This window comes from Parajatrophihabitans canadensis (assembly GCF_053764775.1).
In genome coordinates this window covers 374,221-389,637 of the sequence record NZ_CM132445.1, presented here as the reverse complement: position 1 = coordinate 389,637, position 15,417 = coordinate 374,221, and the positions used below count along the sequence as shown (strand labels likewise).

Sequence of the window (15,417 nt, the reverse complement as noted above, 5' to 3'; positions counted from 1 at the left end):
TAGAACTGGATGGGCTTACGCGCCTGATTGCTGGTTGGCCAGATCGTTCGGCGTCGTGCCTGCTGGCTCGGCGTAGTCCACCCGAATGACCGCGTCGTCCTCGAAGACCAACGAGGTGATCGAAGCGAGGGAACACTGCCGTTTGCGAGGGTCGTGCCACAGGTGCTGGCCTTCGGCTGCGCGCCGCAGACAGACGATCGGAAGCTGATGTGAGACGCAGACAGCCTCGTGACCCAGCGCCTGGTCACGTGCCTTGAGCGCGGCGGCGAACATCCGATCAGCTACTTGGTGGTACGGCTCACCCCACGAGGGTTTGAATGGATTGACGAATCGCCGCCAGCTTCGCGGGTGTTTGAGCACGCCGCCCCGACCGGTCACGCGCTGGCCCTCGAAGGCGTTGGCGGCCTCGATCAGCCGGTCGTCGATTGCCACTTCGAGCCCGAACTGCTCGGCCATCGGACGCGCTGTTTCCCGAGCTCGTTGCAACGGCGAAGAAACGACGTGCGTCACGTCGCGTCCAGCGAGGTACGCCGCCGCCTTCAGCGCCATACCCTCGCCCGCCTCCGACAACCGAAAGCCGGGCAGCCGCCCGTACAGGACCTTGTCCGGGTTGAAGACCTCGCCGTGGCGCAGCACGTGCACGATCGTTTGCACGGCGTTACTTCGCCAGCTTCTCGGTGGCCGCATTCTCGGTGGCCGGCTTCTCGGTGGCCGGCTGCGCAGCGGCGGCGGCCCTGGCGGCGGCCGGCAGCGCAGCGGCTATCTTTGCGATCGCCTCGTCGTCGTGAGCCGCCGTCACGAACCAAGATTCGAAGGCGCTCGGCGGCAAGTAGACGCCAGCACTGAGCATGGCGTGAAAGAACGGGCCGTAGCGGAAGGTCTCCGTAGCCTGTGCCTGCACGAAGTTGGTCACGGGTTGATCGGTGAAAAATACCGAGAACAGGTTGCCGGCGAATTGCAGGTGGTGCGCGACCCCTTCGGCCGTGAGCGCGTCCGTGACCAGCCGGCCGATCGTCTGCGCGTTCTGATCGAGCCTCGCGTAGACCTCAGGGGTGGCGTTGCGCAGGCTGGCCAGTCCTGCGGCGACCGCGACCGGATTGCCGCTCAGCGTGCCTGCTTGATAGACCGGGCCCGCGGGTGCGAGATGACCCATGATGGCGGCTTTGCCACCGAACGCGGCTGCCGGCAAGCCACCCGACATGACCTTGCCGAAGGTGAACAGGTCGGCTTCGACCGGATCCAATCCGTACCAACCGGCGTCGCTGACCCGGAACCCGGTCATCACCTCGTCCATGATGAGCAAGGCGCCGTACTGATTGGTGATCGCGCGCAGGCCCTGGTTGAAGCCGGGGAGCGGCGACACCGTGCCCATGTTGCCAGCCGCTGCTTCGGTGATGACGGCCGCGATATCGGTCCCGTCCTCTTCGAAGGCAGCGCGGACGGCGTCCAGATCGTTGTAGGGCAGGACTATGGTTTCGCCTGCCTGCGCACCCGTCACGCCGGGAGTGTCCGGCAGACCGAAGGTCACCACGCCAGAGCCTGCACTGGCGAGGAGGGCATCGACGTGGCCGTGATAGCAGCCCGCGAACTTGATGATCTTGGCTCGGCCAGTGGCGCCACGTGCCAGCCGGATGGCCGACATGGTGGCCTCGGTCCCGGAATTCACCAGCCGGATCTCTTCGAGCGGGCTGGCAGCGCCCCGGCGCCGAGCACTCGCGGTGAGCTTGTCGATGATCTCTTCAGCCAATTCGATCTCACCCAGAGTAGGCGTGCCGAAGCTCAGTCCGTGGGTAGCTGCTTCACGGACGGCCTCCACCACGGCGGGATGCGCATGACCCAAGATCATCGGGCCCCAGGAGGCCACGAGATCGACATAGGTGACGCCGTCCGCATCGGTCAGATACGGGCCGGTGCCGCTCACCATGAAGCGTGGAGTGCCGCCGACTGCTCGAAACGCCCGCACCGGCGAGTTGACGCCACCAGGGGTGACACGTTGAGCGCGAGCGAACAGTTCGGCAGAGATGGGAGCGTCAGTCACGGCGCTCAGTCTCCCACGATCGACTGCACGCGCAGACGCTCAGCTCCGCAATGAGTTAGCAGCCTCGACGGCCCAGTAGGTCAAGATCATCGATGCGCCGGCTCTGCGGATCGACAGCAGGGTCTCAGCAATCGCACGGTCTCGATCGATCCAGCCGCGCTCGGCAGCTGCTTCGACCATCGCGTACTCCCCCGAGACCTGATATGCCGCCACCGGCACTGGAGAGGCTGCAGCAACAGCGGACAGCACGTCCAGGTAGGGCAATGCCGGCTTGACCATCACCAGGTCAGCCCCCTCGGCGACGTCGAGAGCCACCTCGGCCAGCGCCTCGGATACCCCCCGAGCGGGATCCTGCTGGTACGTCAGGCGATCACCGACCAAAGACGAATCGACAGCCTCGCGAAACGGTCCGTAGAACGCTGAGGCGTACTTCGGGGCGTAGGCCAGGACTCCGACCTCTGACCGGCTGACGTTGTCCAGTGCGCGACGAACGACACCGACCTGGCCGTCCATCATCCCGCTCGTGCCGAGCAGATCGGCGCCTGCTTCGGCCTGGGCCAGCGCCATCGAGGCGTAACGCTGCAGCGTCGCGTCGTTGTCAACGGAACCATCGGTAGACAGCACACCGCAGTGGCCGTGGTCGGTGAATTCGTCCAGGCACAGGTCGGCCATCAAGACGGTCGCGTCGCCGAGCTCGAACTTCAGACGGGCCAAGCCTGCGTTGAGGATGCCGTTCGGGTCGTCGGCGCCAGAACCGACCGCGTCCTTCGAGGCCGGAATGCCGAACAGCATCAAGCCGCCGACACCGGCTTGAACGGCCTCGACAGCGGCCTTGGCCAGCGTGTCGAGGCTGTGTTGGACGACCCCCGGCATCGAGGTGATCGGACGCGGATCGGAAATACCCTCTGCGACGAACATCGGCAGGATCAGGTCGGACGGGTGCACCGATATCTGACCGGTCAGGCGCCGCAAGGCCGGGGTTCGGCGAAGCCGCCGCGGGCGACTTATCGGAAAGTCAGGCAGGGTGGGAAGTTCACTCACGGTACAACCGTACTCACCCGTTGTTGATCGTTCAGATCACAAATCGCTGAGAGCCATCACAGCTCAGCGCATGCGCAGTCCACGACGCCGAACCAGCTGCGCTGCGAGCACCGTGCCCGCGACCCAGATCAGGATCCCGGTCAGCGCGAGGAGAAACCCCCTGAGCTCCGGCGTCCGATCATGACGCGGAAAGTCCCTGAAGATCGTGCTCGGGACGTCGCCGACAGGGTCCACCAGGTATAGCAGCGCGTACGGCAAACCCAGATGCACCAGCCAGCGGAGCGTGGGCAACACTTCGTGGCGTTCCCGCCAGCGTTGCAGCATTGGCTTGGTCGCGACTGGCAGCAGTACCGACACCACGTTGCCGACGCCAAGCCACGCCAAGATCGGCAACGCCACCCCGGGAAGCGTCAGGACCAGTCGATACGGGGTCTCGCTGTAGATGGTCAACGCAGCAGTCGCTGCAAGGGTAGGGACCCCGACGATGACCAGCAGGGCGAAATTCTTGGTCAGGAGCATCCGGCCGATAGCCACGCCGCGAGCGAGGTTGAGGCGCACCCGAGCCGCATCGGCGCCGAGCACATTCGTCGTAGTGACATCGGCTAGCACGAAGATGGCGAAGTACGTGCCCACCACGATGACCCAATCGCCGTGGCTATGGCCGGTCAGGGGAAACCAGATCAACCACAGCACCGAGAGCACCAGGTTGATCGCTACACCGAACAACCACGTCCACGGCGGTGTGAAAGACCAGAGCACTTCGGCCGCGACCTGCGCGACCGGATTGCGGTCGGCCAACAGAACGTGATCGTGCGAGGCCTTCCGGCGACCAGCCGACAGACCTCGCACGATCGCTGACCCTGGTAAAGGCCGCTCTGGCTGCTTAGCGAACTACCCGTGCCCGCGAGGTCCGTGACCGCCGAGCCGGTGCGGTCGCAGCTTTTTCGCGCTCCTCCTCGGCGCGCTTGACCGCGAACTCGGCCAGCGCATCGATCAGGGCCGGCACGTTGGCCGACTCGGGCTGCACGTCGACCCGCAGGCCGAACTCGCGAGCGGTCGCGGCGGTCGCCGGGCCGATGCAAGCAACGACAGTCCGGTTGTGCGGCTTGCCCGCGATACCGACGAGATTGCGCACCGTCGAGGAGGACGTGAAGCAGACGGCCTGGAACCCGCCGGACTTGATGGCGTCGCGAATCTCGGCGGCGGGGGGTGCGGCCCGAACCGTCCGGTAGGCGGTCACATCGTCGATCTCCCAACCTCGCTGGCGCAAGCCTTCGGCCAGGGTCTCGGTCGCGATGTCAGCGCGCGGCAGCAACACCCGATCGATCGGATCGAGCACGTCGTCATACGGCGGGAAGTCGGCCAACAGGCCCTCGGAGGACTGCTCGCCCGACGGCAGCAGCTCTGGCCGGATACCGAAGGCACGCACGGCGTCAGCGGTTGATTCGCCCACACAGGCGATCTTGACACCGGCGAAGGCACGCGCGTCCAGGCCGAACTCCTCGAACTTCTCCCGGACCGCCTTCACCGCATTGGTCGACGTGAACACGATCCACTCGTAGCGTCCGGTGACCAGGCCCTTGATCGCGCGTTCCATCTGGGTGGGCGTGCGTGGTGGTTCCACAGCGATCGTGGGGACCTCGACCGGAACTGCACCGTATTCACGCAGCCGCTCGCTCATGGCACCGGCCTGCTCCTTGGTACGGGGCACCAGGATCTTCCAGCCGAACAGAGCGCGCGATTCCCACCAGGCGAGCTTGTCCCGCGCGCTGGACGCCTTGCCGATCGTCAACACGACCGGGCCATACATGCCGGCAGCCGCCAGTTCGGCGTCGCCGATCGAACCGTTGACGGTGACCTGGGCGGTCGTCGTACCAGAAGCGGTAACGCTCAGCGGGGTGTCAGGCTTCACACCCGAGGCCACGAGCTGTTCCGCGGTCGAACTGACCTCGGCCGCGTCCAGCGTCAGCACCAGGGTGCCGGGGAAGGCGGCGAGTGCCTCGAAGTCGACCGTCAGGCCACCACGCAGGTCTACCGCGGTGTGCACCGGACCCACCGGCACCCCGGCGTAGGTCGCAGTGACGATGCCTTCTGAGAGCGCCGGGACGATCTCGTACGGCACCACACTCTTGGAGGCAGCGAGGGCCTCTTTGATGACCGAGTCCGAGGTGAAGGGGTCGCCGCTGACCACGCGGGCCACGATCGCGCCGTTCTTCGCCTCGCCGAGTGCCGCCTTGCCGCCCTCGCCCGCCACCGTTTCGACCTCGTGGATCTCGCCCGTGATCAGCGCTCTGATCGCCTCAGGAACCGAGGCGTCGACATAGGCCATCTCGACCGTCGACAGCAGCTCCGTCGCTCGAACGGTCAGCAATCCAACGTCGCCGGTGCCGGTACCCACAAAGGTAAGACGGCCAACGGACTTGCGTGCTCGGGTCATTTCGAGCTCCCCATCATCGTGGTTGCGCCAAGTTCGATCAGGTCCGCGGCGAGCCGCTTGCCGATCTCGGTGGCAGTGTTGAGCGGTCCGGAGGCCGACAATCGAACGGCATCGCTGCCGTCGATCGCGGTCACCGAGCCGCGAAGGAAAATCTCGAGCCCGCCTGCGAGGTCAGACGAATCGTCGGCCTCGCTGACTTCGGCGAGTGCCCCCACCGGGGCGGTGCAGCCAGCCTCCAGGGCGGCAAGCAACGACCGTTCAGCGGTGACAGCCGCCCGGGTCGCGTGGTCATCAAGGGGCGCGAGCAGCGCCCGGATCTCCGCGTCATCAGCGCGGCATTCGATCGCCAACGCGCCTTGCGCGGGGGCAGGCAGCAACTGGATCGGATCGAGCAGTTCAGTGATGAGCTCGGACTTCGCCAAGCGCTGCAGGCCCGCCGCGGCAAGTACCACCGCATCGAGGTCCGCACCGTCAGTGGTCGCGCCGGCCGCGTTGGAACCGCGCACCCGACCCAGTCGGGTGTCGACGTTGCCCCGGATAGCAACGATCTCGAAACCGAGATCAAGAGCCCGGAGCTGAGCGGTGCGCCGCGGCGAACCGGTCCCGATCCGAGAGCCAGCCGGCAACTCGAGCAACGTCAGGCCATCCCGGGCACACAACGCGTCCCGCGGGTCTTCGCGCAGCGGCACTGCTGCCAGTGCGATCGATTCCACAGTTGCGGTCGGCAGATCCTTGAATGAGTGGACGGCAACATCGATCTGCCCGGCCAGCAGGGCGTCGCGAAGGGCGGAGACGAAAACGCCGGTGCCACCGAGCTGATCGATCGGCGCAGCCGTCCGGTCGCCCTCGGTCGAGACGAGCACTGTCTCCACGGGCACGCCGGGGTTTGCCCGGTTGAACGCTTGCACCACCAGATCGGTCTGGGTACGGGCGAGCAGGCTGGCTCGGGTGCCGACCCGGACCGTACCGGTCGCAGAATCGCTCGCTTCGCGCAGCACGGTCACCGCCAATCACCTGCCGCGCCAGCTGCCGATTCGCCGCCGGTCGATTTCCGCAATGCGGTAACCGAACCCGGGGCCGCGGGGTCGAGGTCGAACAGCTCCCGTAGGGCGGCCGCGTAGGCATTTCCCTCCGGAGTGGCAGCAAGTTCTTTCACTCGCACGGTGGGCGCGTGCAGCACCTTGTCGACCGCGCGTCGCACTGCCGATGCCAGTTCAGCACGCAGAGCTGGGTCCAGACCAGGTAGGCGATGGTCCATCCGGGTGAGTTCGCCCTCGACAACCTGAGCCGCGCGGGCGCGCAGCGCGGTAACCGTCGGAGCCACCGCCAGCGCCTGCTGATTCTCCAGATATGCCCGCAGCTCAGTCGCCACGATGGCGCCCGCAGCGGCGACCTCTTCATCGCTGACCATCGCGCCGGACGAGCGCAGCACTTCCAGATCGACGTAGTGGACATCGGCCAACAGCGACACCGAAGGGTCGACGTCACGCGGCAATGCAAGGTCGAGAACGACGAGTGTTCGCGAGTCACGCGGACGGATGTCAGCCGCCTCGACGACCAGACCCGTTGCTCCCGTGGAGGAGATCAGGATGTCAGCTTGAGCAACCTCATCGGCGATCGCGTCCAACCGGCCCGCCCGACCACCGAGGATGCCTGCCAGCCGCTCGGCACGCTCGGGACTGCGATTGATCACGACGGCGTCGAGATCGCCGCCACCTACCAGTTTCTGCAGGGTGGACCCAGCGAGTGCGCCCATCGACCCGGCACCGAGAATGACGATTCGCTTGCCGGCCAAAGTAGGTGCCGGATCGATCTGCGCTGGGTCGGACTCGGCAGCGAAGACATTGACGGCGTGCGCGAGCGCCACGGACACGACCGAGGCGCCGGCGCGGTCGATGCCAGTTTCGGTATGAACTCGTTTGCCGACCCGCAACGCCGTCTGGCTCGCCTCGTGCAGTACCCGACCTACGGTGTCGGCTTCGGTGCCTACCGCGTAGGCGGTTCGCAGCTGGCCAAGGATCTGAGATTCGCCAACCACCATCGAATCCAGGCCGGAGGCAACCTGCAGCAAATGGTTGGCAGCGGCCTCGGCGAAGTGGACGTAGAGGTGTTCACCGAGCTCGTTGACACCCATCCCGCCCAGCCGCGCGAGGACTGTGGAGATGTCGACCACGGCGGGGTGGAAGCGGGCGACGTCGGCGTAGACCTCGATGCGGTTGCAGGTCGACAGCGCCATGACCTCGGAGATCGATTCGCTGCGGTAAAGCTCGTCCAACACCTTGTTCATCGTCTCGGCGGGGATGCTCACCCGCTCGAGCACGGGAACCGGCGCGGAGTGATGTGACAGTCCAACTACCAGCAAGCTCATCGGTCGACCCCCGTCAACGCGCTGCTCAGCCCGACGCCAACCACTTCAGGGGCACAGTCTGCGCGACTGGACTTGCGATTGTCATGAAAGCTCAGGATCTGCAATTCAGCGGCCAGGTCGACCTTGCGCACGTCGACATGCCTTGGCACGTTCAGCACGACCGGCGCGAAGTTCAGGATGGACGTCACACCTGCCGCCACAAGTCGGTCGCAGACATCCTGCGCGGCGCTGACCGGGACTGCTATTACGGCGATGGCGATCTTTTCTGAGCGGACGACCTGTTCGAGGCGGTCGACGTGCTGGATGACCAGGCCGCGTACCTGATCGCCGACCAGGCCGGGATCGGTGTCGATCAAAGCCGAGATCCGAAAACCGCGAGAGGCGAACCCGGCGTAACCGGCGAGCGCCTGGCCCAGGTGGCCCAAGCCGATCAACGCCACGGCACGATTCTCGTTCAGGCCGAGCGTCGCGCGGATCTGTTCGGTGAGCAGCGCCACGTCGTAGCCGACGCCGCGGACGCCGTAGGAACCGAGATGAGACAGGTCCTTACGGAGTTTCGCGGAATTCACTCCGGCTGCAGTAGCAAGCGACTCGGAGGAAACAGTGGCGGTGCCGAGCTCGGCAAGCCCGGTAAGGGCCCGAAGATAGATGGCAAGGCGAGCGACCGTAGCCTCGGGAATGGTCCGCTCGGTACCAGCGACCACACGCTGGTCAGCGGTATCGCTGACCGCGTTCAGCTGATCTCGCTGCGCGGTCATGTGCTCCTCTAGACGGAACCCGGTTGGGCCACTTTCGTGATCCACTCGTCGCGCAGTCGTGCCTAAATGTGGCCCATTGCACGACGAGGGTGACCGGTGTGGTAGTGGGTGATTCAGAAACCGACCGTACGCCCTTGTGAAGGCATTCACAAAATCGAGAGAGCGTGTGATATGACGCAGAAATTAACGTCCTATCAAGAATCAGGTCACTTCCGCAGCGCAGATCGAAAGCGGCTTTCTTCGAGCTGCCAGTAGCCATGTTCAGCGCCGTCGATGAGAATCACCGGCACCCGATCGGAATACTCGTTGGCCAGTGCCCGGTCGGAATCCACGTCGAGGGTCGCCAGCTCGAAACCGAGTTCAGCCTGCAATCTGAGCAAGCCGGACTCGGCCGTCTCGCACAGATGGCAGCCGACGCGCGTGATGAGCGTGACGCGGTGATCAGCGGCCGCCATCAGACGTCCTCCGATCTGGCGGATGGCCCGGTCGCTGCGCGTCAGCCTCAGGCGGTGGAAGCCGCCACTTCATGACCTTTCCGGTCGCGGTATGTGGCGGCTCCTCGACCTCGACTACGTAACTTGGGAGCTTGAAACGAGCCAACGAGATAGCAGCGCGGGCGATGAGCTCATCGGGGTCGAGAGTGACTCCGGGTTGCGCGACCACATAGGCGATGACCGCTTCCGAAAGTGCTGACGCGGTCGCCAGCGATGACCCAGTAGAGAGTGACAGCCCAGTCCCGGCAGCGCTCGTCCGGCCAACCACGGCCACCTCGCTGACACCCGGCAGCCGAGCCAATACCGACTCGACCTCGGCCGGATAGACGTTGAAGCCGTTGACCAAGATCAAATCGCTGCGACGACCGACGAGATAGAAGTCACCATCGTCATCGGCCACCGCCAGATCCCCCGTCGCGAACCAGCCGTAGCTGGCTGGGGCCCCGGCGTCAGCGCCGGTATTTTCGGCCTGTCGCGGGCCATCCGCGCCGTCGGGCCAGTAGCCACTGAACAAGTTGGCGCCGCGAACCTCCAAGGTGCCCAGATCACCAACCTCGACGATCTCGCCGTCGGCATCGAGCAGCTGCACCTCCACCCCGGGCAACGGGCGACCGATCGAGCCGGCCTTCGGTGCCAACCAGCCGACTGGCTGATGAGCGTCCGGGACGAGGTTGACGGTCACCACGGGTGCGGCCTCGGTGAGGCCATATCCCTCGAACAGCGCGACCCCGGCCGCGTCATATTCGCTCACCAATTCCGCAGGCAGCGGCGCCGACCCGGACAGTCCGAAACGCACACCGGCGAACGCTCGGCGAAATGATTCGGATGCGGCCCAGACCGCGAATTCGCGTGGCGCACCGACCACAACGGTGACCTTCTCATCGGCGATTGCAGCCAAGCTCGCCGCTGGGTCGAACCTCGCCGAAAGGATCACGGTTGCTCCGAAATACAGGGCGATACCGAGGCCGCCGTTCAGCCCAAAGATGTGAAAGAGCGGCAGCGGCAGATACAGCACGTCGTCGCCGGACACCGGGGCGGGCCTGAGCTCGCCGAACTGCTCCAGATTTGCCAGCAGCGCGCGGGCAGACAGCATCGCGCCTTTCGGCTGACCGGACGTCCCCGACGTATAAAGCAGGACGGCCAGTTCTTCGCCGCTGCGATCCCGACGAACGGACCCCGCGAGCGCGTGCTCGCCGCGGCCCGCGAACTCGGTCACGGTGAGTACGTCGTCGGAACCGGACCTGGCGGCCACCACGATGCGCGCCAGACCTGGATGGTCGGACCGCAACCTGGCTGAATCGGCAACGGTTGCCACCGAGCCCGCCACCAGCATCCGGGCACCCGAATCAGACAGGATGTGATCGAGTTCGGCGGAGGTGTAACTCGGATTGATCGGCACGATCACGAGCCCGGCCTGTAGACCGGCGAGGTAGACCTTGACGAAGTCGATCGAGGTCGGGGCCTGCAGGGCGAGACGGTCCCCCCGGCCAAGTCCCTCGGCCATCAGCGCCCCGGCCAGCCGGTCAACTTCGTCCTGCAGCTCGGACCACGAAAGACGGATCGGCCCGTCCACCAGGGCGGTCCGGGCGGGATGGGCGGTTACCGCCCGGCGAACCAGGCTGCCAATTGAGGTCGGGCGATCGGAGGCGGGCACCAAATTCTCCTCGTGAATGCCTCGGGTGGCCGGCCGGGCGGCGACCCTGCGTACTCGCAATGCCAGCATGTTAGCGGCTCACGGACAGCCGGTTGCTCGTCACTGAGAGCAATCGCAGGTACGGTTCACGCAGAACTGAATTCACTCAATTCGACTAGTCCGCAACTGGAAAGACAGGATATGACGCACCCGCGCGTCAGCACTGTCGCTGCCCTCGGTTTCGATGTTTCCACGGGCACCGCGGTGGTGGCACAGCCCGCGTGCTGGCGTGCCCTTCGTGAACTCGTCGCACTGGTCGTGGGGTCTAACGACATGGCCGCCCATAGGTCACTCGGCCCGATCGACATCGATCCCGAAGCGGCCGATCGCGGCCATGCTGAGAGCGTTCACGTCGAAACGGTTGACGTCGAAACGGTTGACGCCGAAACGGACGATCCCGAGGTCGGCTCAGGACACGGGCTCGGACCGGACCGGAACGGCCTTGAACGAGTCGACGCCGAGCACGTCGAGATGTGGGAGCTGGTCAGGGCCGCAAAGGATGGCGACGGGGAGGCCTTCGGCAAGCTCTACGACCGCTATGTCGATGCAGTCTTTCGCTTCATCTTCTATCGCGTGAACGATCGCGCGCTGGCCGAGGATTTCACCTCCGAGACCTTTCTGCGCGCACTCCGCCGGATTTCCACGATCAACTACCAAGGTCGCGATATCGGCGCCTGGTTCATGACAATCGCCCGCAATATCGTGTTCGACCACACGAAGTCAGCCCGCTTTCGGCTGGAGATGACCACCGGCGATCTCATCGAGGGCGACGAGAAGGTTGCCAGCACCGAAAGCGCGGTGCTCACCCATCTGACGAACGAGCGCCTGATGCGAGCACTTGACTCACTCGGTGAGGAGCAAAAGGAATGCCTCGTCCTGCGCTTTTTGAATGGCCTATCTGTCGCTGAGACCGCAGAAGTGATGGGCAAGAACGACGGAGCAATCAAGGCCTTGCAGCATCGCGCAGTCAAGCGATTGGCGGCCCTGGTCGCAGATGAGCTCCGATGAGCGGCATCGACGCAGTGCGAACCGTAACCGCAGACCCCATGGGCTCGTTTACCTCGGTGCAAGGTTGCCGCGTTGGGAGTGGCGCCTCCCGAACTGTCCGAGAATCGAGCATGGAACGGCACATGTTCAGGGCAACGGCGATCCAGGAGACCGCTGGGCAGGGGACCGAATGAGCACGGGCCGCTTCGCGTCCGGGCGTCGGCGGACGTCGGCCTTCGAATCCGAGCTCATTGCCCGATTACGGGTGCTGCCCGCGGGCCCAGTTCCGGACGCCACCTTCAAGTCCGACCTTCGAGCCCAACTGGTCGCCATCACAGCGCGCATCGTTTCCGAGTCGACGGTTTCTGGATCGGCGGTTTCTGGATCTGCGCTGCCCCAATCCAGCGGCTCGCACCGCACAATCGCCCAGCGTCCCGCACCACCGGGACTCCGAACCGGACGCGGCCGATCGCGTGGCGCGATCCGGGCAGTGCGCCGTCCGATCCTGGCTTTCGCATCGGCCGCAGCGGTTCTTGCGCTGTTGCTCGGCATCGCTGTCTGGGTGTCCGGCGGCGCGCTGCCTGGTGATTCGTTGTACGGGGTTAAACGAGCGAGCGAGAACGTCAAGCTGTCGGTCGCCGGCAATGACGTCGACAAGGGCTACGTCTACCTGCGGTTGGCCTCGAAGCGGGGCAACGAGGCCAAGAAACTGCTCGGTCGACCGTCCGCTCTCGGCGCTGGCCACGGTGGGGTGGTCGCAGCTGGCCAGATCAGCGAGCGAACAGCCTCGTTGGTGACCGACACCCTCGGCAGCATGGACTCCGACAGCCGGAGCGGAATGCAACTGCTCGCGCGGGCCGCGGTCTCGCAGAAGTCGGCCAGCCCATTCGACAAGCTGGGGCGCTGGACGGCTGCCCAGCGGGCCCAGCTAAGCGAGATCTCGTCTCGAATCCCAACCGCGAACGTGGCTCTGACAGCGCGCGTCCAGGCATCGCTGACCTTGGTGACCCGAATCGAGACGCGTGCGGCTCAGTTGAAGGCTGAGATCGGCTGCTCGTGCCTGTCCCAGGCTTCCTCTGACGATCTGGGTCCCGTGCCGTGCTCACCGTGCACGGCCACCCCGGGCAAGCCAGGGGCACGGTCGGGCCCGACCAGCGGGACGGGACCGGGTGGGCAGCCCGGTATCTCCGGTTCTGCCGGCAACTCCAGCCAGGGACCCGCCGGCGGCGCATCGGCATCGGTTGGCGGCTCCGCTGCGATTGGCTCGGATGGATCAGTTGGCGCTTCCGGCGGCGCAACGGTCGCGCCGCGAGCACCTGGTCTCTCCGGTATCTCCTCAGCGCCGAAGGCCCCGATAACGCTCGATTCAAACGGCCTGCAGGTCACTGTTCCGGGCGTCGGGGCGAGCGCGGGCGTCGGTACCGGCGGGGTGAGTGCCAAACTTCCCGTGCCCGTGACGTCGGTCAAGGTGCCCGGCCTCATCAAGATCAACTAATCAACGGAGGCGGCGGCGGCGGCGCGACTGTTTCGGCCCCAGCTGTTTTCGCGCCGGCTGCTTCCGGCCCAACTGAATCCGGCCCAACTGAATCCGGGCCAACTGCTTTCGGGCCACCTGCTTTCGGCCCAACTGCTTTCGGCCCAGCTGATTCCGGGCCGACTGCTTTCGGGCCACCTGCTTTCGGACCAGCTGATTTCCGGCCGCGGCCCTGCGAAGTGCCTGCCTGCGACCCAGTTGGTTTCGGGCCGCCGCCTTGCGCGCTGTCTGCGTTCGGCCGATCGCCCTAGCGGCCGCGACCGCACCAGCACCCGTCCCCAGCGCGAGCGCCGCAGGAATCCCGATCTTCGCGGCCTTACGACCGGTTCGAAAATCTCGGATCTCCCAACCACGACGGCGCGCCTCGTCCCGTAGCGCCGGGTCCGGGTTGACGGCTACCGGCCTACCGACCACTGATAACAGCGGAAGATCGTTGATCGAATCCGAATATGCGGAGCACCGGGTCAGATCGAGGCCGACTCGCGCAGCAAGTTCCCGGACTGCGGCGGCTTTGGCTTCACCGTGCAAGAGATCGCCGATCAGATGACCGGTGAAGACACCGTCCTGATGCTCGGCCCGAGTGCCGAGCGCCCCAGTCAGGTCGAGGCGCAGCGCGATGATCCGGGCGAGCTCCACTGGTGTCGCGGTCACCAACCAGACTTGCTCGCCGGCGTCCAGATGCTGCTGAGCCAACGCACGGGTGCCGGAGTAGATCCGCTGAGCAATGGCTTCGTCGTAAATCTCCTCCGATAGCGCGACGATCTCGCTCACGGACTTGCCGGCCACGAAGGCCAGCGCCGATTCTCTCGCCCTGGAGATGCTCGCTGCACCCTCACCGCCGGCGCGAAACTTCACCTGCTGCCAGACGAACTTTCGCATGTCGGCAGCGGAGAAGAACTTGCGAGCGGCGAGACCCTTCGCGAAGTAGAAAATGGAGGCCCCGACAATCATCGTGTTGTCGACATCAAAGAAGGCGGCCGACCCTGCGGATTCCTCAGGCAATTCGGCCCCCTTTGCGCTCACCCTCAACGCCAGATCGAGCGACGCTGCATCAGCAGCCGGTACAAGCTGCCCTGAATCTGCTCCCGGACGCGGTCGGTCAGTTCGAAGACCAGCATCGGATCTTCGGCCGCCTCCGGTCCGTATTCTGCGGTTTCGATTGGTTCTCCGAACTCGATGTACCACTTCGACGGCAACGGGACCACACCCAGTGGTCCCAACCAAGGAAACGTCGGCGTCAGCGGAAAGTAGGGCAATCCGAGCAAGCGGGCCAACGTCTTGGCGTTGCCTATCATGGGATGAATTTCTTCCGATCCTACGATCGAAGTCGGGATGATCGGCGAGCCGGTGCGCAAGGCGGCCGAGACGAAGCCGCCGCGACCGAATCTCTGTAGTTTGTAGCGCTCGCTGAACGGTTTTCCGATCCCCTTGAAACCCTCGGGCCAGACGCCCACGAGTTCACCACCGGAAAGCAGCCGCTCGGCATCGGGATTGCAGGCAAGGGTGGTTCCGGCCTTGCGGGCAAGAGTGCCCAGCACGGGGGTGGTGAACAGCAGATCCGCCCCCAGCATCCGCAGAAAACGATGGTTTGGCGTCTCCTCGTGAACAGCGGTCGCCGTCATCGCGGCGTCGAGCGCCCAGAGTGCACCGGCATGGTTGGCCACGATCAACGCGCCAGAGTCGGCCGGCAGGTTCTCGATGCCGATGATTTCGGTCCGGAACCAGGTGCGGTAGAGCTGCCGCATCGCCGGCAGTACGACCGTTTGAGTCAATTCAGGATCGAAGCCGAACTCGTCGACGTCGTATTCACCGGTTATCCGTCTACGCAGGAAAGCCAACCCGGCCGCAGCCTTGCGCTCCCAGCTACCGTCGGAATGACTTTCGGTGGCCGGCTCTGCGGGAGCTGTGGCCGCCTCAGCGGGAGCTGTGGCCGCCTCAGCGGGAGCGATGGTCGGCTCGATCGGCACTGCCTCGGGCTGGATCGGCACTGCCTCGGGCTCGAGAGGAGCTGCCTCGGGCTCGCCGTTGGACGGCCCGTGCAAGCGGATGATCTTGGCTTCAGCCATT

At 65.4% G+C, this 15,417-nt stretch carries 13 protein-coding genes and 1 pseudogene; 2 read left to right on the top strand and 12 right to left on the bottom strand.

Translation table 11 applies throughout. The annotated features are described in order from the left end of the window. Window positions 1-15: 15 nt before the first annotated feature. The 10 genes from ACSMXN_RS01850 to ACSMXN_RS01805 all read right to left on the bottom strand — a co-directional run bounded on the left by ACSMXN_RS01850 (window position 16) and on the right by ACSMXN_RS01805 (window position 10,790). Window positions 16-654, bottom strand: coding sequence for a histidine phosphatase family protein (locus tag ACSMXN_RS01850; protein ID WP_022913570.1), 639 nt, complete (start codon window positions 652-654; stop codon window positions 16-18). Between the two features lie 4 nt (window positions 655-658). Next, window positions 659-2,038, bottom strand: coding sequence for a glutamate-1-semialdehyde 2,1-aminomutase (hemL, locus tag ACSMXN_RS01845; protein WP_022913569.1), 1,380 nt, complete (start codon window positions 2,036-2,038; stop codon window positions 659-661). A gap of 39 nt (window positions 2,039-2,077) precedes the next feature. After that, window positions 2,078-3,079 carry a porphobilinogen synthase gene (gene hemB / locus ACSMXN_RS01840; RefSeq protein ID WP_196811298.1) on the bottom strand — a complete coding sequence of 334 codons (1,002 nt, stop codon included), beginning with the start codon at window positions 3,077-3,079 and terminating at the stop codon, window positions 2,078-2,080. A gap of 63 nt (window positions 3,080-3,142) precedes the next feature. After that, on the bottom strand, window positions 3,143-3,928 hold the full coding sequence (locus ACSMXN_RS01835; RefSeq protein ID WP_022913567.1) for a hypothetical protein: 786 nt from the start codon (window positions 3,926-3,928) through the stop codon (window positions 3,143-3,145). A 34-nt stretch (window positions 3,929-3,962) separates the two neighbouring features. Next, window positions 3,963-5,516 (bottom strand): bifunctional uroporphyrinogen-III C-methyltransferase/uroporphyrinogen-III synthase, encoded by a 1,554-nt coding sequence (locus ACSMXN_RS01830; RefSeq protein ID WP_022913566.1) that lies wholly within the window; start codon window positions 5,514-5,516, stop codon window positions 3,963-3,965. Next, entirely contained in the window at window positions 5,513-6,526 is a 1,014-nt protein-coding gene (gene hemC / locus ACSMXN_RS01825; RefSeq protein WP_022913565.1) for a hydroxymethylbilane synthase, read from the bottom strand. Before hemC ends, ACSMXN_RS01830 begins: the two co-directional genes overlap by 4 nt. Further along, on the bottom strand, window positions 6,517-7,884 hold the full coding sequence (locus ACSMXN_RS01820) for a glutamyl-tRNA reductase (protein WP_022913564.1): 1,368 nt from the start codon (window positions 7,882-7,884) through the stop codon (window positions 6,517-6,519). Before ACSMXN_RS01820 ends, hemC begins: the two co-directional genes overlap by 10 nt. Beyond that, the gene (locus ACSMXN_RS01815) at window positions 7,881-8,642 is read right to left on the bottom strand and encodes a redox-sensing transcriptional repressor Rex (RefSeq protein WP_022913563.1); all 762 of its coding nucleotides are present in this window, start codon (window positions 8,640-8,642) and stop codon (window positions 7,881-7,883) included. The genes ACSMXN_RS01820 and ACSMXN_RS01815 overlap by 4 nt, the downstream gene beginning before the upstream one ends. Window positions 8,643-8,848: 206 nt before the next feature. After that, window positions 8,849-9,097, bottom strand: coding sequence for a glutaredoxin family protein (locus tag ACSMXN_RS01810; protein WP_022913562.1), 249 nt, complete (start codon window positions 9,095-9,097; stop codon window positions 8,849-8,851). Beyond that, on the bottom strand, window positions 9,084-10,790 hold the full coding sequence (locus tag ACSMXN_RS01805) for an AMP-binding protein (RefSeq protein WP_196811296.1): 1,707 nt from the start codon (window positions 10,788-10,790) through the stop codon (window positions 9,084-9,086). The genes ACSMXN_RS01810 and ACSMXN_RS01805 overlap by 14 nt, the downstream gene beginning before the upstream one ends. A 180-nt stretch (window positions 10,791-10,970) precedes the next feature. Between ACSMXN_RS01805 and ACSMXN_RS01800 the strand changes: the two genes are divergently transcribed. Continuing rightward, window positions 10,971-11,837, top strand: coding sequence for a sigma-70 family RNA polymerase sigma factor (locus tag ACSMXN_RS01800; RefSeq protein WP_022913560.1), 867 nt, complete (start codon window positions 10,971-10,973; stop codon window positions 11,835-11,837). Window positions 11,838-12,006: 169 nt separating this feature from the next. Continuing rightward, window positions 12,007-13,311, top strand: a complete 1,305-nt coding sequence (locus ACSMXN_RS01795) for a DUF5667 domain-containing protein (protein WP_022913559.1) — start codon at window positions 12,007-12,009, stop codon at window positions 13,309-13,311. A gap of 273 nt (window positions 13,312-13,584) precedes the next feature. Here ACSMXN_RS01795 and ACSMXN_RS01790 read toward each other — a convergent pair. After that, window positions 13,585-14,421: pseudogene (locus tag ACSMXN_RS01790) on the bottom strand (HAD family hydrolase); the annotation flags it as partial. After that, window positions 14,376-15,416, bottom strand: coding sequence for a lysophospholipid acyltransferase family protein (locus tag ACSMXN_RS01785; protein WP_022913557.1), 1,041 nt, complete (start codon window positions 15,414-15,416; stop codon window positions 14,376-14,378). The pseudogene ACSMXN_RS01790 and the gene ACSMXN_RS01785, both read right to left, overlap by 46 nt. Between the last annotated feature and the right edge of the window lies 1 nt (window position 15,417).